Below are 19,071 nucleotides of genomic sequence, written 5' to 3'. Positions count from 1 at the left end.
AATCGACAAAATCCAATCTACTGAATTGAGCTCACCATTTTCCCGGATTCCAGATCCGTCCGTCTAATTCTCCCTCTGCTTGGGCCAATCGGGTATCCTGCTCACTGATCATTGCTTTTAGTCGTTGAAAAAAAGCACGTTCCTCATACCTCACAGAATTCGAGATCAGCTCATCGCAACGTTCAAGTAGCCATTGACTATCCTGTGTCATAAATCTCCCTCCTCAATATTTTTGATCATAGCGATCTCATCTTTTAATTCAGCTAGACGATCGCTGCGATCAGTTATCTGCTGATCAAGGGCAGCTAAAGTTTGCTGTGATTTAGTATCAGTCGCATTTTCTGTCATATCCGCCAATCTTTGGACAAACCAATGTTCACGTTCCGAAAATGAACTATCACGGGACAATTCCAAGTACTGAATGTAATCGATCAATAATTTTTGGCGTTGTTGGTCCGTCATATATTCAAATTGGGCAATTAAAAAATATGGGAGCATCTGCATTCCTAACGTATCAGCTACAGCCACAAACGGCCGCAAAAGTTCGCTCAAAGAGTACCCTTGTTTTTTGCCTAAACCAAACTCGCTTTCAGGCCTTCCAGTTGATACCACCAATCCTAGTTCTTTTCCCTTTAATTTTTCTTTGTATGGTGTGATCAAACAATCTGCTAACCACTGGTGCAAGATTGCCGGTGCACTATACCAATAAAGAGGAAACTGAAAAATGATCCGGTTTGCACTCAAAACATCTTTCATTTCCTTTTGTGGCGAAAACTGACCTTCCGGCAACACGCGCCGTGTGATTTCTTGACTCGCAAAACGTAGAGCCTGTGTCAAAAAGGCTTGTGTCCCAGAATCTTGTTCTTCTGGATGTGCTACTAAAATTAATGTTCCCACTAAGACCCTCCTCTCATATTACATCGTATCCATTGTATTATTCAAAAGCTGGTCAACTAAAATATTGCCGGCATTCTTAGCGTGTCCCTTTGTCCACTGAAAATCTAAATGAGAAAAATAAGGAAGTAATGTACTTACTTCTTGCCATAATTCTTTGTTGGCCACTGGAGTTTCAGCAGAGGTGCGCCAGCCTCGTCTTTGCCACCCACTGATCCACTTTTTAGTTATTGCGTCCAATACATACTTCGAATCAAGTGTAGCAACGATCTGCTCATTTTGCCAACCCTGACGTCCCAAAAATTTCAAAGCTTTGACTAAAGCCATAACTTCCATCCGGTTATTAGTACTACCATACTCTCCATCACTAGCTGTATACTTTTTACCGTCCTTGATGACGCAAAAAGCCCAGGCAGCTGGATCATTTTTCATAACGTGCTGTCCTTTTTTATTACCATGATTTCTAGAGCCGCCATCTGTCCAAAGTTTGATGGGAGCTGATTTTAACGAAGATGATTCATTTTTTGCTGTGTTTTTTTTTGCCGGAACAAAATTACTGGTCTCGCCCTCGCTCAGCCAGATTTTGGCATCTGCCAACGTTTTAAAACTTTTGTATTTGGCACCTGAAAAACCTGAGACCTGCTGTTCGCATTCACGCCAGGAATTAAATACCCCTGTTTTTCTTCCCTTTTTGACCGCATAATACTTAGTCGAAATAATAGTCATCTCCTTAATTTGCAGGGTCGATTTATTAATTTTAAACTATCTAAAAAATAAAGAAAAGAAAAAAACCATTCATTTTATTTTTTACATAAAACGAATGGTCCTAACTAGTTATCATCACTTATTATCCCCCACTTCGACCCGCAGATCATGGATCACACCTTCTAAGTGAATTAACGGTTCAGAAAGGGTCAAATAATATAAGCTTTGTAAACCATTTTTACGAAACGCCACTAAACCTGCCTCACGTAGGATCTTCAAATGATGAGAAACCGCAGGCTGTGTGATAGACATTTTTTCTGTCATATCAGTTACAGTCAATCCTTCAGTTAAGTGGTCACATAGTAAAACAATGATCTTCTGTCTATTTCGGTCTGCAAGAGCATTAACGACTTCAAAATCATCAACAAAATTTTCAATTGCCCTGTTTTGTGATGAGGTTAGTTGAACTGTTGGCATCACTTTCACTCTCCTTCCACGGACTATATATCTGACTACGCATATAGAATAACATGAATGAAGATTTTTAGCAAGCGTTTTCATTGGTGCTGTACAAATAAATCATTTATTTAAATATAGAAATAAATCGATAAGAACATCAAAAAGGTACCTAACATAACTGTTAAATGCCAATAAATATGTGTGTATTTTAACCCCTTAATACTATAAAGCAACGCACCGAATGTAAATGCCAATCCTCCGCAAAAAAGTAATCCCATTCCGATATCACCCAAGCCGACTAAAAGTTGCTTAAGTCCTAAAAGACAGGTCCAACCCATTAAAACATACACCAATGTCTCAACATTTTGCCGACGATTTTTGGCTAAAACATGATACAAAGTTCCAAATATCGCAGCACCCCAGATCACAGACAAAATTAACAGGCCAAATTTTCCATTGATCACTAATAAACAATATGGAGTATATGTACCAGCGATCAGAAAGTAAATACCACAATGATCAAATATTTGAAAGACACGACTCGCTTTGGTGAAATAAAAACAATGAAACAAAGTTGAAAACAAGTAAAGAGTCAGCAAGGAAACACAATAGATCAAGTAAGCAAAAAAATTTAATGTGTTTTCTTCAGATACTCCTTTAATGATCAAGGCCACTAAAGCAATAACACTCAACAAGATGCCCACACCATGCGTGACCGCACTCCAAATCTCATTAATTACCTGACTTCTTTTATCCATCTTGGTCAGCTCCTTTATCATTTAATAGTATAGCATATCAGTATTCTTTTTCAATGAAATCTAGACTTTAAATCTAGTTAATAAATGTTAAAATAAATAAAAGAAACTAAGATCCATCGGTTAAAACCCAAATTTGAGGTGCTTAAAAATGAAAACTACAAAAAAGCTGGAATTACCACTGTGGGATAATTTTCCTGACATTGATTTATACATGGATCAACTAGTCAGCCTAAGTAACCGCTATTTAACAGAATTATCTGCCAATCAAGTTACACCCTCAATGGTCAACAGTTATGTCAAAAAAGGTTTGATCACTCGACCGGTTAAAAAGAAATACCAAAGACAGCATCTTGCCGAACTGATCATGGTTTCTCTTTTTAAATCCATTTATTCTTTAGACGTAGTTAAACAAGTGATCCGCAAGATTTTCGATAATGAAGATGCCCAAAGTGCCTACGATACCTTTGCTGATCTTTTTAACTACGATCTACGTTTGCTCGATGGTCAAGATATTCCTGACGTAACAAAAGTTGCCAATACTGAACCGTTGCTCAAAAAAATTGAAGAGTATACGATCAGAGCTTCGATTTACCAAATGCTTGGACAAAGAGAAATATTAAAACAAACCCCGCTGAGCGACGAAGGAACAAAAAAATAATAAGTATCTGTAGACTTTAGAAAACAGTTTTCTTGGATCCATTTGTCAAAAGCAGCAGAAAAGAAACAGACCATTGATCGTCAAAATTACAAGGAAAAACATGATTGTGCGACAGTATTTCGTGAACATCCCTTACTCCTTTTTGAGTGAGAAAGCGAGCACCTTAAATACACGCTTTTGAAATTTCCTCTTAGTTTATACTTTCTGAAAGATCGCTTTCACTTTTGAGCAGCAAAGTATAAATTATCACTGGTTAACAAAGAGAGCGTCAAATTTCCAAAAACTTGAAAATTTGACGCTCTCTTTGTCAGGCTACGACATTTTGTCTCAACCTTATTTTATTCAACAAACTATTTGATCGATGGTGTACCCATCCAGTCAATAATTTCTTCAACTGTATCAGTAATAGCATCTGTCCCAGGAGCAAGAAGTTTACGTGGGTCAAAGCCCTTGCCTTCTTGATCTTTACCTGCTTGGATGTATTTACGTGTTGCAGCAGCAAATGCCAATTGACATTCAGTGTTGATGTTAAGTTTAGCAACACCCATCTTGATAGCTTTAACAACTTGTTCTTGAGGAATACCAGAACCACCATGCAAAACAAGTGGTGTCTTGATAATGTCAGCTAATTCTTGCAAACGATCGAAGTTCAAGCCTTTCCAGTTTGCGGGATACTGACCATGAATATTACCAATACCACAAGCAAGATAATCAACACCTAAGTCAGCGATTTTCTTGGCTTCTTCAACATCAGCTAATTCGCCTTCGCCGATAATTCCATCTTCTTCGCCACCGATCGAACCAACTTCTGCTTCAACAGAGATGTTCTTTGAGTGTGCTAATTCAACGATTTCCTTAGTCTTAGCGTAGTTTTCATCAAATGGTAAGTCATGTCCGTCAAACATAACTGAAGTATAACCAGCAGCAATAGCTTCCTTGGCTGCTTCATAGTTACCATGATCCAAGTGCATGATAACAGGAACTGTAATACCCATAACACGCATTTCTTGTTCAACCAAATTTCTAACTAATTCGTAGTCGCCCATGTACTTAGCAGCACCCATTGATGATTGGATCAATACTGGCACATTTTTCTCCTGAGCACCCTTCAAAATAGCGCGTGTCCATTCAAGGTTGTTAGTGTTAAAAGCACCTACAGCATAATGTCCCTTACGAGCGTCTGCAAAGATTTTATTACCATTAACGAATGACATAAAATAGCCTCCTATAAAAGTTTACGTTTAAAATTACTCTTCGTGAGCACACAGTAATTCTACCACATTTTTAGCAAAAAGCGAACTCATTTTGTGGTTTTTTTCACGTTATTTACATAACTCTATGCAAACAACACGAAAATAAACACGTTCAATCTTTTTTCCAGGCTAATAATCGCTGCTCCCCAGCTCGGTGATCCTCCCACGCTTAGTATAGACTATCCATTCGGCAATGTTTGTGACATAGTCTCCGATCCTTTCAAAGTGATTGCCTAATTTTATATAGTCGATAGCCTCGATCGCAAAGTTGGGTTCGTCTTTGATTCGCTGAATAATAATTTGATTAACTTGCTGCAAATATCCGTCAGTTAAGTGATCTTTTTCAGAAATTTTCACAGCCGTGTCATCATCAAGATCAGAATAAGCCTGTAAGATCTCAGTTAACATTTGTTTGTCATTTTCGGCCATCTTTATCAATAATTCGTTTAACTCAGTATCACTCGGCCCCAGTTGTTGTCTTGCTGCTTTTTTCGCAACGTGGATCGCATGGTCAGCGAGACGTTCTAAGTCTGAACTTGCTTTTAAGATAGCAACGATCTTCCACAGATCGCCGGCCACGGGTTGCTGTAAAGCAATTATTTGGGCAGATTTTCCTTCTAAATGTATCTCTTGTTCATTGATTTTTTCATCTCCATCGATCACAGTTTGTGCCAATACAGCATCATGATCGGACCAAGCATCTACTGCATCGCTCAAGGCCGTCGAAACATTTAGGCCCATTGTGATAAAACTGAGCTTGAGATTTTTGATCTGTTCATCAAGTAGTCTACTCATTGATTTCACTCCTCCTATCCGAACCTACCGCTCAGATAATCATCTGTTTGTTGTTTTTTCGGCTCAACAAAAATATCTTTGGTACGACCAGTTTCAATTAAATCACCCGTCAGAAAAAAAGAAGTGGTATCTGAAATACGCGACGCCTGTTGCAAATTATGAGTTACCATAATACACGTATAATCTTCCCGGAGTGTCAGTAACATTTCTTCGATCAAATTACTAGAAACCGGGTCAAGCGCACTTGTGGGTTCATCCAGCAAAATTACTGACGGCTGAACCGCTAAAACTCTTGCGATACAAACACGTTGCTGTTGCCCACCAGATAAGGACAGAGCGCTTTTACCTAAGTCATCTTTGACTTCATCCCACACCGCGGCTTGTTTTAAAGCAGTTTCAACACGTTCATCGATCAACTCTTTATCCTTTTTCCCACTTAACTTTAGCCCATAAGAAACATTATCATAGATCGAAAACGGGAATGGGTTTGGTTGTTGAAAAACCATACCGACTTGGCGTCTTAATTCAACTGTGTCAGTTTTTGGACTATAAATATTTGAACCGCCAATTTCTACATTACCAGTAATTTTAACATTCGGTATCAAATCATTCATCCTATTTAAACATCGTAAATACGTTGACTTCCCACAACCTGATGGCCCGATCAAAGCATGGATCCCATTATCAGGAAAAACCAAGTCAATTCCTTTCAACGCTTCATTTTCACCGTAATATAAGTGAACATTGTGTGTGGCAATATAATCATTCACCACATTACCCCCTCGTATCATTAACCAAAATTGCCAGAAACATAATCGTCAGTTGCCCTTTTTTGCGGAAATGTAAAGATATTTTTCGTTTTATCATACTCAATAATATGTCCCAGATGGAAAAAAGCTGTATAATCACTAACCCGGGAAGCCTGTTGCATATTATGAGTCACGATGATGATCGTATAATGTTTCTTCAATTCCGTCATCGTTTCCTCAACCTTTAAAGTCGAGATCGGATCAAGCGCACTAGCAGGTTCATCCATTAATAAAATATCCGGTTGCATTGCGATCGCTCGGGCAATACACAAACGCTGTTGCTGCCCGCCGGATAATGCTAATGCACTAGAATCAAGCTGATCTTTGACCTCATCCCATAAAGCTGCTCGTTTTAAGCTGCTTTCAACTATTTCTTCTAACTTTTTCTTACCCTTGACCCCGTTTTCTTTAACTGCAAAGGTGATATTTTCTCTGATAGATTTGGAAAACGGATTAGGCCTCTGAAAAACCATCCCAATATGTTTTCTCATTTCATAGACATTGATCGCTGAAGAATTAATATCCAAGTTTCTATACCAGATATTACCATCGACCCTAGCGATCCCATCATTCATCCGATTCAATGAACGCAAAAATGTCGATTTTCCAGAACCTGAAGCACCGATCAAGGCCGTGATCTTATATCTTTCAAATTGTAGTGAACCATCGTAAAACGCATGGTTATCACCATAATAAACTTGTAAATTTTTGGTGGTTAATGCCATTTCTTTTTCTTGTGGGTCAAACTGCATGATAGCAGTATCATTTAAATCATATTTTCCAACGTCCATTTTGACCCTCCACTTTCTTAAATCATTTTTAGCGAACCTGACCTTTATCAAAGCCTAGCCAACTTATTTACTTAGTTTTAGTTGAACTACACAAGACAAGTTGGCCCGAACCATTCCGTTTTATAGTCGGTCTCCGATAATGCTCGAGGCTTAACCGGCTTGTTTCGCTTTCTTTATTTTTCACTCGCCGTATATCTACGATATATTTTATTTCCCAGATACCTCGCCGACAAGTTGAAAATCAAAACTACAATGATCAGTACGGCTGAGGTACCCGCCGAAACTGCTGCGGCATCCGGCATAATACCTTCGGAATTAATTTTCCAAATATGAACTGCTAGTGTCTCTGCAGGACGCGACCAATTTAACGGACTAGCAGCGTTAAACGGATTCCAGTTTGTAAAGTCGATCGTAGATGCGCTTTGGCCAGCAGTATAGATCAAAGCAGCAGCTTCACCAAAGACCCGACCAGCACCCAAAACGATCCCTGTTACGATCCCTGGCAATGCTTCAGGAATGATCACTTTAATAACCGTCTTCCACTTGGAAAGGCCTAAAGCCATCCCCTCTTCTCTTTGCAGATCAGAGACACTGTTAAGTGCTTGCTCGACATTACTAGTCAGCAAGGGTAAATTGAAAAATGTTAAGGCGATAGCCCCGGCAATGATCGAAAAGCCCATTTTAAATTGAACCACAAATAACAGAAAACCAAATAGTCCAACAACAACTGAAGGAAGCGAACTCAATATTTCGATCGACATTCTCAAAACTTCAGTCAACCAGTTTTTTGGAGCATACTCTGATAAAAAGATGCCTGCACCCAATGAGATCGGAAAAGAAATCAAAAGAGTCAAAACTAATAGATAAAACGAATTAAACAGTTGATAAGAGATCCCCCCGCCTGAAACAAATTCTTGCGAAGGTGAAGTCAAAAAGTGCCAAGAAATATGTGGGACACCTTGAAGCAAGATCCGACCTAGCAGAAACGCTAAGATCAAAACAACTAAGCCAGCAATAATTTTAATAGTAGTCAAAGCTACCTTATTCATTGTTTTAGGATCCATTAAAAGCGCCCCTTTCTACCGATCCATTTGACTAACAAATTGAAAACTAGCGACATTAGTAACAAGACTAACGCTAATGACCACAAAGCATTGTTTCCAACGGTACCCATAACCGTGTTGCCGATCCCCATCGTCAAGACACTCGTTAAAGTTGAAGAGGCAGACAACAATCCCTTTGGCATTAAAGTAGCATTACCAATAACCATTTGAACAGCTAAGGCTTCACCAAACGCCCGCGCCATGCCAAAAATTACAGCCGTTAAGATACCAGGCAACGCAGCACGTAGAATTACTTTATAAATAGTTTGCCACTCAGTTGCCCCCAAAGCCAGAGACGCAGACTTATAGTACGCAGGTACTGCCCGAAGACTATCGACCGTTAAAGAAGTAACTGTCGGTAAAACCATCACAAACAAAACAAAGGCGCCCGACAAAATACCGTATCCTGAACCACCAAGATGGCTCCTGACAAATGGTACCACAACATTTAAACCAATAAAGCCGTAAACGACCGATGGGATCCCGACCAGCAGCTCTGTGACGATCTGCAAGAAGCTGCGTCCTTTTTTGCTAGCAATTTCTGTCATGTATAAGGCAGTACCAACTGCAAACGGAGTTGCAAATAAAACGGCCAAGAAAGTTACTCCAAATGAGCCTACTATCATTGGCAAAGCTCCGACTAAAGGACGACCGTCACTTCCTTTTGCAGTCGGCGACCAATCAGTCGTAAAGAGAAAGTCTTTTAAACTAGCGTGGTTCTGGCTAAAAGTTGCGACCCCCTTTGAAGCAACGAAAACAAAGATCGATAAAACCACTGCTACGATCAGCGTCATCGCCGAATAAGTTAAAATTTTTCCTGTTAACTCTTGTCTAGTTTCTTTTGATCGATTCTGAATCTTCTTTTTGATAGGATCCATATTCAGCCCCCCTTTTTTACTTAGGCATAACATGCCCGTTTTGATTTTTAGTTACCGTCATGTCTCTGATCGAAATATAATCTAACCTTGAAAGTAATTTTTCTTGGATGCGATCAGAAGTAACTAAATATTTGATGAAAGCACTCGTTTGTTTTGAAGGATCCTTTTTAGTATACATATGTTCATATCCCCACAGCTTCCATTTATTGGTGGTGACATTTTTTGCTGTCGGAGCCACACCATCTATCTTTAAAGCAACAAATGTATTTTTTAGATAAGGAAACGATACATAGCTGATTGCTCCTGGGGTATCAGCTACCATATGCTGCACAGACCCGTTAGAATCTTGTTCCTGTGCTTTCATTTTTTTACTTTCTTTGATGACTCCTTCATCAAAAATTGCACGTGTTCCACTCCCACTAGCTCGATCAATCACCACGATCTCCATATTTTTGCCGCCAAGTTGTTTCCAGTTAGTATATTGACCCGTAAAAATTTTCTGCAACTGCGCCATAGTTATATTTGTAACACCGACGTCTTTATTAACTATCGGGGCCACACCAATGACGGCTAATTTATGATCTTTCAATTTCTTTTCATTGATCCCCTTTTGTTGTGCAGCGAAAATATCAGAGTTCCCAATATCAACAGCCCCACTTTGTACTTGACTAAGTCCAGTCCCTGAGCCTCCTCCTTGTACAGTGATTTTTTGTTCAAGGTTTTCTTTCTGATATTCGTGTGCACCCATTTCAACAATGGGTTGCATTGCACTAGAACCAACTACTTGGATCATAGGAGATGATTGAGTTGACTTTCCAGAAGAACAACCTGTTAAAACGAAGAACATGGCTACAAAAGCCCAAAGTAAATAAATTTTTTTCATAGCTATTCTTTCCTTTCATGATTATTTTATCTACCTTATGTAAAGACCATTCCTGTTTTATGTAAAGAACGTGTAAAGATTATGTTTTAAAAAAAGACAAAATAAAAATTGTGCCATAACTTGAGATAAAATACCTCGTTACAGCACAATTTTCGTATTTGTTTTTATTTTATGACTCTCTATCATAGCTTTATGCAATATGATTTTCATGTAAAATAGCCTGGACTACTTCTTCCATTTCGGGAGTCTTAGTCCATTCTTCAAAGTGATCCATTTGCTCAGTTGGCATTGTAAAATTATCGTTGATATATTTTTCGTACTTAATAACGTTTGAAGAGCGTGGGATGTTTAACTGCACGATCCTAACACTCTTGATAAAATTTCTAGTTACCGCTAATTCAGCTCTCCCATTTTGAACCATATTGGAAATTTCATAATAACGAGAACCATCATTTCTTGTGATCTCTTCGATCAGCGTTAAAACTTCATTACTCAATATATTGACATCCTTTCCCTCCGTTAAATTATATACGGGGCTTCTCTATACTGTCAAAAAAACCACCGGCAGAAAATCTGTCGGGGGCGGCATAAGAGAGAAAGAGAATTGATTAGAAGGTAAATTACTAAATACCTTACTATCAAAGTATAGACCATGATGAAAACGTTGTCAATAAAAATAAAAAAATATTTTTATGCGCTAAAAACTGCATGCTTTAAATTTTTTTATTGGAAAAATCCCCTCATTTTCTTTGAATTCTCCAACTATCTCATAATATAATGAATGTATCAAATTGACAGGTGCTAGGAGGATACATATGATCAACAAAAAACAATTGGTTATTAGCCAAAAACTCGCACTGGCATTCATTCTTGTTCACTTTGTTCTTGAGCTGATACACTTCTCATCATTGTTAGCAGGGATCAGCACTTTATTTGCCATATTTCATTTGTGGACGCTTTTGCTGATCCTATTAGGTGTATGTCTTTACCATCTATTATTGACCAGTATTTTCTATCTTGGTTTCCGCATTTTAAACTATACTTTCAATTTACTCTATCGCTAATGGCTCGCTTCGTTATATTATATTCTTGTACATTCAATTCATAAATTAGATGCGGACAACAATATATTATCTTAACAAAATTACTATTCTTGCTTCTGTTAACTTAAAGAGAGCTCTGAACATTTTGTGTTCAGAGCTCTCTTATATAAAATTTATTCCTCTACTCCAACTTCAGCTTTAACGACATTAACGATCTCCATGACATAATCATGAACTAATTCAGGTGTCGCTGCTTCAGCCATCACACGCAGCAAGTCTTCTGTACCACTTGGGCGAACGAGTATGCGACCTTCTCCACCCATCTTAGTTTCGACTTCTTCAATTTTGTCTTTGATCTTTTGGTTGCTTAAAGCTTCTTTTTTGTCCTGCACACGGACATTAACTAATTCCTGTGGATATGTTTGCACTTCGGCTGCTAACTCAGACAGTTTTTTGCCAGTCTGTTTCATAACATTTAGTAATTGTAAAGACGTTAACATACCATCTCCAGTGGTATTAAAATCTAAGAAAACAACGTGACCAGACTGTTCTCCACCAACATTATACCCATTTTTGAGCATTTCTTCGACAACATAACGGTCTCCAACTTTGGTTTTTACTGAAACCAAACCATTTTTTTCTATTGCCTTATACAAACCAAGATTACTCATAACAGTTGTGACGATCGTATCTTTTTTTAAACGTCCACGTTCATCCATGTATTTACCGCAAATATACATGATCTTGTCACCATCAACGATTTGACCATTTTCATCGACAGCAATACACCGGTCTCCGTCACCATCAAAAGCCACACCGACCTCGGCTCCTTGATCAACTACAAATTTACTCAAGGCATCAGGATGCGTTGAACCAACATTATCGTTAATATTCAAACCGTCAGGGCTAGTTGCCATTGTTTCAAAGTCAGCACCCAAATCAGCAAATAAGTTTGAAACGATCGAACTTGTTGCACCATTTGCTCCATCAATGGCGACATGCATGTCTTCTAAATCATCCGGGATCGTTTGTTCCAAAAATTGAATGTATTTCAGGGCACCTTCATGATACTCACTGACCATTCCCAAACCTTGTGCAGACGGGCGAGGAAGATCATCAGTCTCTTTAACTAACAACTCTTCGATTTCCTCTTCCTTACCATCAGAGAGTTTATACCCATCTCCACCGAAGAATTTGATCCCATTGTCTGGTACCGGATTATGAGAAGCAGATATCATGACACCAGCATCAGCGTCTTGCAACCTAACTAAATATGCCACCCCAGGAGTAGTAATAACACCTAATGGGAAAACTTCGATCCCAACAGAAAGCAAGCCAGCGATCAAAGCCTCTTGCAACATTTCACCAGAGATCCGTGTGTCTCGTGCCACTAATACACGGGCCGGCTTATCCGGATCCTTTTTGTGCTTAGTTAAAATATATCCACCACAACGACCCAGCTTAAATGCTAGTTCAGGACTTAATGTCTCATTTGCTATACCTCTAACACCATCTGTTCCAAAATATTTCATCTTTAATTTCTCCTTATGCTTATAATAATATCTGTTTTTAAAAACTAGACTCCAGCAGCAGACTGCACAGAACTACTTGTAGAAATGGAATCCATCGATGAACTGCTCTCTTCACTTGGCTTTTGCGCAGAACTGTCATTTTGCTGATCAGAACTCTCTTCAGGCTCGGACTCACTTTCACCATAATCTGCGTTTGGCTCATAGCTAGTACTGCTGCCATTGCTACTGCCACCAACATTGCTGCTTGTGCTGCTAGTGCTACTACTGCTTGTAGTATCTGCCGATGAAGAGCTAGAGCCGCTTGCTTTTTCTTCATTATCTTTCACATTAATATGCACCTGGATCGTCTCCGGAGAAACTGCAGTGACCCCCGAACGATTTGAAACTAAAGATATGGTACGATCTTCATCAGAACTTACCCCAGCTATGGACACAGGGACTTTGAGCCTGTCGATCTTTTTTAAGGCATCTTTGGTCCCAGTTAAAGTGACATGTTTGGTATCAGTTGTAAAGTCATAGTCCTTCCCATCTGCGCCTTGCCCCCCGGAAACTAAACTAATTGGGACGCTCTTGTGTGAAGAAGCTAAATAGATCGGAACATTTACCCTTGCAGTTTGCGGAGAGATCGTGACATCAAGCTGCTTGCCGCTCCGATCGATCGCACGCAACAATACGTTACGTGAAACTGAACTTTTTACGTTAGCGCTTAGGTTAACATCTGCGACGATGCTTTCGATTTTTTTAATGTCGCTGCTAGCACCAGTGACTTTTACAGACTGCCGATTTGAATTAGCTACACCCGCCGCATAGCCTTTAGCGATCTTGCTTGAATTATAGCGGACTTGAACAGGAAAAGAATCCTGGCCTTTTTTACTGATCTTCACCTTGATTTTTTCAGGGTCAGTCCGCGCACTGACCTCAGAACTTAAACCTGAAGTTTTTAATTTGACCATATGTGTTCCTGGTTTTAGGTCGCTTAAATCTGCAACTAACTGAAAGTTTCCCGTGTTTTTAGCTGCCTTCACCAAGCCACTCGGACCGATCAAAGAAACCTTCACATTTTCTGGAACACCCGATACATAATACTTGTTACTGTTATACCTTAAATTCGGTTCTTTCTTGACAGTCGCTCTAGTATTCTTCATTAATGAAGTACTGACCTGTGATTGATTGTCATCGCCATTTAGATGCTCAGAATTAACATATACAAACAAAAAGACAGTCAGCAATAAAGCAATCAAACTATACGCAATTTTAGAAGTAAAAATTTGAGCTATTTTCAATGTTTAGCTCCCCCCTTGAACAAACCTTCAAAGAACTGAGCAATGGGGTTACTCTTTTTCTCATCTTCTTTAGGGATCAGTTCATTCTTCAAAAATTTCAAATAATCTTCTCGTGACAAGTCACGGATCAATTCACTATTCTTAGTGATCGTAACTCCACCAGTTTCTTCCGATACAACAATAGTTAAAGCATCCGTAACTTCACTGATCCCGACCGCAGCACGATGCCTCGTGCCTAACTCTTTGGGGATCAAGTTACTTTCAGATAGTGGCAGATAAGCCGCCGCAACAGCGACCTTATTGTTTCTGATAATAACAGCCCCATCATGTAAAGGTGTGTTAGGAATGAAAATATTGATCAATAGCTCACCGGTGACTTCGGCATCTAAATCGATCCCCGTTTCAATGTAGTCTTCCAACCCTGTATTCATTTGAATTGAGATCAACGCCCCGATCCTTCTTTTGGACATATACTGGATGGCTTTGTCTAAAGCTGCCACTAAATTCTTCTCATTCTCATTTTGTCCACGATTCGGCGCAAAAAGCCAGCCGCGCCCCAGATGTTCTAATCCGCGACGGATCTCTGGCTGAAAAACAACGATCGCCCCAATAACTCCCCAGTTAATGATCTGATCCATGATCCATGAAACAGTATGCAGTCCTAGCCAAGCACTGAGAACTTTAATCAAGATAATGATCACGACACCCTTAAACAACTGAACAGCCTTAGTCCCGCGGATCAACATCAAAAGTTTGTACAAAACATACCAAACAACTAATATATCCAATAGATCGGTTAAGTTACGCCATGTAATTAAATTGCTCCAGTCAAAGGACACTCAGAATTCCCTCCTTTGAAAAAATTTACCTTTTTATTATAGCACAGCCAACGGCCAGTATCGAATAAAACCAAATCTAACAAATTTTCTCTAAAAAATACCTGTCTTCTTCTGTTTAGATTGCTTTGCGTTATACCTTATTTTAACTGTCATTTTTTAAAATCATCTAAATATCTTCTTATTTTCCAACTTTTTCATCTAATAGCTGGTAAGATATTTCTATATCTTAATAACTTTGGAAATAAGGTGCACATTATGTCACGAAAAATTAAATGGTTGATCAGGCTTTCTTTTTTAGCTTATATGATATACATCTATCTAACTGTTTTTCGTCAGGGAGGATACTTTAGTTTTCTTCTCTTGAACACATTTTTAGGCTATTTGACCATAGAAGCAGCAATGCATATTGACCACAAACAACCGACGATCATTTTTTTGATATTGATAATTCTGTGGTTGCTATTCTTCCCAAATGCCCCTTATTTACTGACCGATCTGTTTCATTTATCAAGTATAGATCCATATAACCATACGACAGGACTGATGGCATTTAATTTACACATGTGGTTAACATTTACTAATCTGATAGTCAGTGCATTATCCTGTACGATTTTAGGGACATGGAGCTTAGAATACGTGGCAGATCAAATTATGTTGAAAGCTAAATTACACGTGACGTGGTTACGAAACGTTCTAGTTGTTATTTTTATCTTAGCTTCTTCCGTAGGGGTTTATGTTGGCCGATTCTTGCGTCTCCACACCGCCTATCTATTTTTCATCCCTGATTGGGTCATTAACGAATTAGTAAAAATGTGGAGCCCACGTATGTTGATTTTTGTCGTTTTCATGACCATCATCCAGATGGTCGTCTGGATCACATTACGTTGCTATTTAAAGGCAAACTCAAAAATAGAAGAACAGCCCGCTAAAAAAATTGAAAATAATAAAAGCCAAGTGTAGACAAAAAGGAGCTCTTCTCCGAAAAGCTCCTTTTTGTCTGTTTTTTTTAAACAAATATCAACTATTGTTCTTCACCTAAGATCCTGACCTCAGTTTCTAAATTGACCCCAAATTCCTGTTTGATCACCGCTTGAACATGATGAATGACTTGTAGATAGTCTGTAGCCGTGGCTCCACCCTTATTGACGATGAAGCCTGCATGTTTAGTAGAGATCTGGGCTCCACCAGCGCTATACCCTTGTAAACCTGCATCATGGATCAACTTGCCCGTATAATAGCCTCGCGGACGTTTGAAAACACTCCCACATGATGGATATTCCAACGGCTGCTTAGAGGCGCGCAAAAAATTCAACTGATACATTTGTTCTTGGATCTGGTCTTTATCTTTTGCCTCCAAAGCAAAAGTTGCTTGAACCACGATCGACTTTTCTTCCTGGATCCGACTATGACGATAGCTAAAATCCATTTCTTCGTTGGAATACTTCTTTTCATTACCATCATAATCAACTATTAAAACTTCTTTAACCGCGTCTTTGATCTCACCGCCATATGCACCTGCATTCATAAAAATTGCGCCACCGACACTGCCCGGTATACCAGCGGCAAATTCAAGTCCGCTTAATCCCGCCTTACATGCTGTTTGTGTTGTTTTGATCATTGGCACCCCTGCTTGCGCGATAACCTGATCACCATCAACGGTTATGTTAGACATACTAGTCAAGATGATCACCAAACCACGAATACCACCATCTTTAACTATCAAATTACTAGCATTACCTAAAATAGTAACCGGAATACCTTGATTTTTTGCCCAACGACATAAAAATTGTAATTCTTCCAGCTTTTCAGGGAAAGCCAAAAGATCGGCAGGACCACCAGTACAAGTATTGGTATAGTGTGATAACGACTCTTGCCTTAAAATTTCGACGTTTTGCGGTTCCTTCTCTGTTATTTTGTTTGTTGCAAACATTTATTTTTCCTCACTTAATGATTATACTATCGTTTATTTTAACATTTTTCTGCTATAATAGGTGCATTATAAAAGTTTTTCTTTTTACAGCATATAATAAATGTGCGTTCCAAATAATTATTTTTATTTTTTCATTATGCTAGTCGAGCTAAACATAACAGAAGGCCGTGTCTAACCAACTTGCACACTATACTGCTCAAGGACACATTATTATCGTATGCAAGTTAGTGCACATATTCTGGACGCCATGTTGTGCTCTGTTTTTATCGTCGAGTCACAACAAGCAAGAAGTTTCGTCTAGCGAGCTTCTACCCGCTCGTCCCCGCTCTGTATTATGATTAAGGAGTTTTTTATGGATTTTATAGCATTTGATTTTGAAACAGCTAGTCCCAAGCGTTATAGTGCTTGTTCACTTGCGCTTACAGTGGTACGCAATGATCAAGTGATCGATGAAATGTATTCTTTGATAAAACCGGCAACAGAATTTTCGCCTAATAACATCCGTGTCCACGGGATCACTCCACAAGATGTGGTAGATTCGCCGACTTTTCCGCAACTTTGGCCGCATATTTCATCTTTCTTCAGCCCGCAAAAATTGGTAGTTGCACATAACGCTTCCTTTGATGTGAGCGTTCTAAGAAAGACACTAACTTTTTATCAACTGCCCGTTCCTAATTTTATGGTCTTAGATACTTTGAAAACAAGCCGCCAACTTTTAAATGACCTACCAAATTACAAGTTAAACACTGTCTGTGATTTCTTGTCAATTTCTTTAGAGCATCACCATAATGCCTTAGCTGATAGCCAAGCGTGTGCACAGATCTTACTTTCTGAAGCACAACAATTCGGCTCAGATGTTTTAAAACCACTGGTCAGATCTTACTGATCCTTAAATACAAAGAAGCAGCAATTTGAACGCCACGTGCTAAGAACCTCGCGACTTTCAATTGCTGCTTTTATTTATTCATTTTCGTTAAGACCACTTAACAATTCATCATATCTTGAACCATGCGCTTCAAAGGTCAAAATCCGCTCATTGTCGTTGATTTTGTTTTTGGTAAAAATGATCGTCAAATACTCTGCCGGCAGATCGGCAGCTGCAAATTGCGGCCATTCAACAACTGACACTCCGTTACCGTCGAAATACTCTTCCAATCCAAGATCTGCAGCACCTGTGTTTTCTAATCGATACACATCCATATGATATAAAGGTAAACATCCTTCGGTATACTCTCTGATCAACGTAAAAGTTGGGCTCTTAATGTTGCGCTGGATCCCTAAACCTAAAGCAAGTCCTTTGGTAAAGGTCGTTTTACCTGCACCAAGCTCTCCTTGCAATAATATCACATCTCCAGGTTGCAACTGCTGTGCGACTTTTAAAGCAATTTTTTGTGTATCATCTGCGTTATGAGCAATAAAGTCCATCTTATTCTTCTTCCTGTGTTGCTTATTATTCCATCACAGCTTGAGCGGCTGTCATGACAGCAACATTGTATACATCTTGTTCATTGCAACCACGCGACAAATCTGATACAGGTTCATTCAAGCCTTGCAAAATAGGACCAATTGCTTCAAACCCACCAAAACGTTGTGCGATCTTATAGCCAATATTACCAGATTGCAGTTCTGGGAACACAAAAACATTAGCATGTCCAGCTACAGAAGAACCTGGTGCTTTTTGCTTAGCAACTGTTGGGACGAAAGAAGCATCAAATTGCAATTCACCATCAAGGGGTAAGGAAGGTGCTTTTTTATGTGCTAATTCAGTCGCCTGAACCATTTTATCCACTTGTTCACCTTTAGCCGAACCTTTAGATGAAAAACTCAGCATGGCAACTTTAGGGTCAATGTCAAACAACCGCGCAGTCGACGCACTAGTAACAGCGATCTCAGCTAGATCCTCTGCAGATGGGTCAATGTTGATCGCACAATCGGCAAAAACATAAGTTTCCGCACCATCATCACGAGTCATAATAAACGCACCGCTTGTTCGTTTCAAGCCCGGCTTAGTCTTAATGATCTGTAAGGCAGGACGAACAGTGTCACTGGTCGCATGCATTGCACCAGATACCAGACCATCCGCTTTATTCATATAAACCAGCATAGTACCAAAATAGTTAACGTCTTTCAACCATTCACGTGCTTGATCTTCAGTGTTTTTTCCATTTCGACGCTCAACAAACTTAGCGACCATTTCATCAAAATTACTTTGTGGGTATTTTTCTGGGTCGATCAGCGTAACATTGGCTAGCACATCTTTACCTAAATCATGTGCCAATTCCTTAATTTTGCTTTCATTTCCCAAAACGATCGGACGTAAGATACCTTCTTGTGCCAAACGTAGTGCCGCACCCAAGACTCTGCCGTCTTCTCCTTCAGGAAATACGATCGCCTTATCTTTTCCTTTAATTTTCCCTTTTAAACTTGTAAATAGATCCATAATAAAACTCCTCTCTGT

The 19,071-nt window shown here is 39.2% G+C and carries 23 protein-coding genes; 4 read left to right on the top strand and 19 right to left on the bottom strand.

Annotated features, from left to right (window positions below):
• Nucleotides 1-31: 31 nt before the first annotated feature.
• The 5 genes from AC3XNE_RS08460 to trhA all read right to left on the bottom strand — a co-directional run bounded on the left by AC3XNE_RS08460 (nt 32) and on the right by trhA (nt 2,816).
• Complete coding sequence (locus AC3XNE_RS08460; protein WP_489831649.1) at nt 32-211, bottom strand: hypothetical protein; 180 nt, start codon at nt 209-211, stop codon at nt 32-34.
• Nucleotides 208-897: an NAD(P)H-dependent oxidoreductase gene (locus AC3XNE_RS08455; RefSeq protein WP_489831648.1), complete on the bottom strand. Its 690-nt coding sequence runs from the start codon at nt 895-897 to the stop codon at nt 208-210. The genes AC3XNE_RS08460 and AC3XNE_RS08455 overlap by 4 nt, the downstream gene beginning before the upstream one ends.
• Nucleotides 898-915: 18 nt before the next feature.
• The gene (locus AC3XNE_RS08450) at nt 916-1,620 is read right to left on the bottom strand and encodes a ribonuclease H family protein (protein ID WP_489831647.1); all 705 of its coding nucleotides are present in this window, start codon (nt 1,618-1,620) and stop codon (nt 916-918) included.
• 114 nt (nt 1,621-1,734) lie between these two features.
• On the bottom strand, nt 1,735-2,076 hold the full coding sequence (locus tag AC3XNE_RS08445; protein WP_489831646.1) for an ArsR/SmtB family transcription factor: 342 nt from the start codon (nt 2,074-2,076) through the stop codon (nt 1,735-1,737).
• 110 nt (nt 2,077-2,186) lie between these two features.
• Nucleotides 2,187-2,816 (bottom strand): PAQR family membrane homeostasis protein TrhA, encoded by a 630-nt coding sequence (gene trhA / locus AC3XNE_RS08440; protein WP_489831645.1) that lies wholly within the window; start codon nt 2,814-2,816, stop codon nt 2,187-2,189.
• A gap of 148 nt (nt 2,817-2,964) precedes the next feature.
• On the opposite strand from trhA, the gene AC3XNE_RS08435 reads away from it, so the two are divergent.
• A complete protein-coding gene (locus AC3XNE_RS08435; RefSeq protein ID WP_489831644.1) occupies nt 2,965-3,474 on the top strand; it encodes a DUF1836 domain-containing protein in 510 nt (169 codons plus the stop codon).
• Between the two features lie 350 nt (nt 3,475-3,824).
• Here the strand turns inward: AC3XNE_RS08435 and fba are convergent, their stop codons facing one another.
• The 8 genes from fba to AC3XNE_RS08395 form a co-directional block, all read right to left on the bottom strand.
• Nucleotides 3,825-4,688 (bottom strand): class II fructose-1,6-bisphosphate aldolase, encoded by an 864-nt coding sequence (gene fba, locus AC3XNE_RS08430; protein WP_489831643.1) that lies wholly within the window; start codon nt 4,686-4,688, stop codon nt 3,825-3,827.
• Between the two features lie 168 nt (nt 4,689-4,856).
• Nucleotides 4,857-5,522 (bottom strand): phosphate signaling complex protein PhoU, encoded by a 666-nt coding sequence (gene phoU / locus AC3XNE_RS08425; protein WP_489831642.1) that lies wholly within the window; start codon nt 5,520-5,522, stop codon nt 4,857-4,859.
• Between the two features lie 14 nt (nt 5,523-5,536).
• Nucleotides 5,537-6,313 carry a phosphate ABC transporter ATP-binding protein PstB gene (pstB, locus tag AC3XNE_RS08420; protein ID WP_489831641.1) on the bottom strand — a complete coding sequence of 259 codons (777 nt, stop codon included), beginning with the start codon at nt 6,311-6,313 and terminating at the stop codon, nt 5,537-5,539.
• Nucleotides 6,313-7,122, bottom strand: coding sequence for a phosphate ABC transporter ATP-binding protein PstB (gene pstB, locus AC3XNE_RS08415; protein WP_489831640.1), 810 nt, complete (start codon nt 7,120-7,122; stop codon nt 6,313-6,315). Before pstB (AC3XNE_RS08415) ends, pstB (AC3XNE_RS08420) begins: the two co-directional genes overlap by 1 nt.
• A gap of 173 nt (nt 7,123-7,295) precedes the next feature.
• Nucleotides 7,296-8,186 carry a phosphate ABC transporter permease PstA gene (pstA, locus tag AC3XNE_RS08410; RefSeq protein WP_489831639.1) on the bottom strand — a complete coding sequence of 297 codons (891 nt, stop codon included), beginning with the start codon at nt 8,184-8,186 and terminating at the stop codon, nt 7,296-7,298.
• Nucleotides 8,186-9,103 carry a phosphate ABC transporter permease subunit PstC gene (gene pstC / locus AC3XNE_RS08405; RefSeq protein ID WP_489831638.1) on the bottom strand — a complete coding sequence of 306 codons (918 nt, stop codon included), beginning with the start codon at nt 9,101-9,103 and terminating at the stop codon, nt 8,186-8,188. The genes pstA and pstC overlap by 1 nt, the downstream gene beginning before the upstream one ends.
• A 16-nt stretch (nt 9,104-9,119) precedes the next feature.
• The gene (locus tag AC3XNE_RS08400; RefSeq protein ID WP_489831637.1) at nt 9,120-9,986 is read right to left on the bottom strand and encodes a phosphate ABC transporter substrate-binding protein PstS family protein; all 867 of its coding nucleotides are present in this window, start codon (nt 9,984-9,986) and stop codon (nt 9,120-9,122) included.
• Between the two features lie 190 nt (nt 9,987-10,176).
• Nucleotides 10,177-10,485, bottom strand: coding sequence for a hypothetical protein (locus AC3XNE_RS08395; protein WP_489833394.1), 309 nt, complete (start codon nt 10,483-10,485; stop codon nt 10,177-10,179).
• Between the two features lie 316 nt (nt 10,486-10,801).
• Here AC3XNE_RS08395 and AC3XNE_RS08390 point away from each other — a divergent pair, with 316 nt between their 5' ends.
• The gene (locus tag AC3XNE_RS08390; protein ID WP_489831636.1) at nt 10,802-11,050 is read left to right on the top strand and encodes a hypothetical protein; all 249 of its coding nucleotides are present in this window, start codon (nt 10,802-10,804) and stop codon (nt 11,048-11,050) included.
• Between the two features lie 152 nt (nt 11,051-11,202).
• Here AC3XNE_RS08390 and glmM read toward each other — a convergent pair whose 3' ends face one another.
• Genes glmM through cdaA form a run of 3 tightly spaced genes read right to left on the bottom strand, consistent with a single transcriptional unit; the run spans nt 11,203 to nt 14,683 of the window.
• Entirely contained in the window at nt 11,203-12,561 is a 1,359-nt protein-coding gene (glmM, locus tag AC3XNE_RS08385) for a phosphoglucosamine mutase (protein WP_489831635.1), read from the bottom strand.
• Nucleotides 12,562-12,605: 44 nt separating this feature from the next.
• Nucleotides 12,606-13,844: a CdaR family protein gene (locus AC3XNE_RS08380; RefSeq protein ID WP_489831634.1), complete on the bottom strand. Its 1,239-nt coding sequence runs from the start codon at nt 13,842-13,844 to the stop codon at nt 12,606-12,608.
• Nucleotides 13,841-14,683, bottom strand: coding sequence for a diadenylate cyclase CdaA (gene cdaA, locus AC3XNE_RS08375; protein ID WP_489831633.1), 843 nt, complete (start codon nt 14,681-14,683; stop codon nt 13,841-13,843). The genes AC3XNE_RS08380 and cdaA overlap by 4 nt, the downstream gene beginning before the upstream one ends.
• 255 nt (nt 14,684-14,938) lie before the next feature.
• Here cdaA and AC3XNE_RS08370 point away from each other — a divergent pair, with 255 nt between their 5' ends.
• Entirely contained in the window at nt 14,939-15,643 is a 705-nt protein-coding gene (locus AC3XNE_RS08370; RefSeq protein ID WP_489831632.1) for a DUF1361 domain-containing protein, read from the top strand.
• Nucleotides 15,644-15,704: 61 nt separating this feature from the next.
• Here AC3XNE_RS08370 and murB read toward each other — a convergent pair whose 3' ends face one another.
• Complete coding sequence (murB, locus tag AC3XNE_RS08365) at nt 15,705-16,613, bottom strand: UDP-N-acetylmuramate dehydrogenase (RefSeq protein WP_489831631.1); 909 nt, start codon at nt 16,611-16,613, stop codon at nt 15,705-15,707.
• Nucleotides 16,614-16,965: 352 nt separating this feature from the next.
• On the opposite strand from murB, the gene AC3XNE_RS08360 reads away from it, so the two are divergent.
• Nucleotides 16,966-17,499 (top strand): 3'-5' exonuclease, encoded by a 534-nt coding sequence (locus tag AC3XNE_RS08360; RefSeq protein ID WP_489831630.1) that lies wholly within the window; start codon nt 16,966-16,968, stop codon nt 17,497-17,499.
• Nucleotides 17,500-17,573: 74 nt separating this feature from the next.
• Here the strand turns inward: AC3XNE_RS08360 and tsaE are convergent, their stop codons facing one another.
• Both tsaE and pta read right to left on the bottom strand, forming a co-directional pair.
• A complete protein-coding gene (gene tsaE, locus AC3XNE_RS08355; RefSeq protein WP_489831629.1) occupies nt 17,574-18,038 on the bottom strand; it encodes a tRNA (adenosine(37)-N6)-threonylcarbamoyltransferase complex ATPase subunit type 1 TsaE in 465 nt (154 codons plus the stop codon).
• Nucleotides 18,039-18,063: 25 nt separating this feature from the next.
• Entirely contained in the window at nt 18,064-19,053 is a 990-nt protein-coding gene (gene pta, locus AC3XNE_RS08350) for a phosphate acetyltransferase (RefSeq protein ID WP_489831628.1), read from the bottom strand.
• Between the last annotated feature and the right edge of the window lie 18 nt (nt 19,054-19,071).

It is taken from the genome of Ligilactobacillus sp. JN-6 (Y).1 (assembly GCF_058111525.1).
This window is presented reverse-complemented; position numbering and strand designations above follow the sequence as displayed.

Bases quoted from the DNA above. Each gene is read 5' to 3' on its own strand.
- AC3XNE_RS08460 (WP_489831649.1), bottom strand. From the start codon at position 211: ATGACACAGGATAGTCAATGGCTACTTGAACGTTGCGATGAGCTGATC.
- AC3XNE_RS08450 (WP_489831647.1), bottom strand. From the start codon at position 1,620: ATGACTATTATTTCGACTAAGTATTATGCGGTCAAAAAGGGAAGAAAA.
- AC3XNE_RS08445 (WP_489831646.1), bottom strand. From the start codon at position 2,076: ATGCCAACAGTTCAACTAACCTCATCACAAAACAGGGCAATTGAAAAT.
- trhA (WP_489831645.1), bottom strand. From the start codon at position 2,816: ATGGATAAAAGAAGTCAGGTAATTAATGAGATTTGGAGTGCGGTCACG.
- AC3XNE_RS08435 (WP_489831644.1), top strand. From the start codon at position 2,965: ATGAAAACTACAAAAAAGCTGGAATTACCACTGTGGGATAATTTTCCT.
- fba (WP_489831643.1), bottom strand. From the start codon at position 4,688: ATGTCATTCGTTAATGGTAATAAAATCTTTGCAGACGCTCGTAAGGGA.
- phoU (WP_489831642.1), bottom strand. From the start codon at position 5,522: ATGAGTAGACTACTTGATGAACAGATCAAAAATCTCAAGCTCAGTTTT.
- pstB (WP_489831641.1), bottom strand. From the start codon at position 6,313: ATGATACGAGGGGGTAATGTGGTGAATGATTATATTGCCACACACAAT.
- pstB (WP_489831640.1), bottom strand. From the start codon at position 7,122: ATGGACGTTGGAAAATATGATTTAAATGATACTGCTATCATGCAGTTT.
- pstA (WP_489831639.1), bottom strand. From the start codon at position 8,186: ATGGATCCTAAAACAATGAATAAGGTAGCTTTGACTACTATTAAAATT.
- pstC (WP_489831638.1), bottom strand. From the start codon at position 9,103: ATGGATCCTATCAAAAAGAAGATTCAGAATCGATCAAAAGAAACTAGA.
- AC3XNE_RS08400 (WP_489831637.1), bottom strand. From the start codon at position 9,986: ATGAAAAAAATTTATTTACTTTGGGCTTTTGTAGCCATGTTCTTCGTT.
- AC3XNE_RS08390 (WP_489831636.1), top strand. From the start codon at position 10,802: ATGATCAACAAAAAACAATTGGTTATTAGCCAAAAACTCGCACTGGCA.
- glmM (WP_489831635.1), bottom strand. From the start codon at position 12,561: ATGAAATATTTTGGAACAGATGGTGTTAGAGGTATAGCAAATGAGACA.
- AC3XNE_RS08370 (WP_489831632.1), top strand. From the start codon at position 14,939: ATGTCACGAAAAATTAAATGGTTGATCAGGCTTTCTTTTTTAGCTTAT.
- murB (WP_489831631.1), bottom strand. From the start codon at position 16,613: ATGTTTGCAACAAACAAAATAACAGAGAAGGAACCGCAAAACGTCGAA.
- AC3XNE_RS08360 (WP_489831630.1), top strand. From the start codon at position 16,966: ATGGATTTTATAGCATTTGATTTTGAAACAGCTAGTCCCAAGCGTTAT.
- tsaE (WP_489831629.1), bottom strand. From the start codon at position 18,038: ATGGACTTTATTGCTCATAACGCAGATGATACACAAAAAATTGCTTTA.
- pta (WP_489831628.1), bottom strand. From the start codon at position 19,053: ATGGATCTATTTACAAGTTTAAAAGGGAAAATTAAAGGAAAAGATAAG.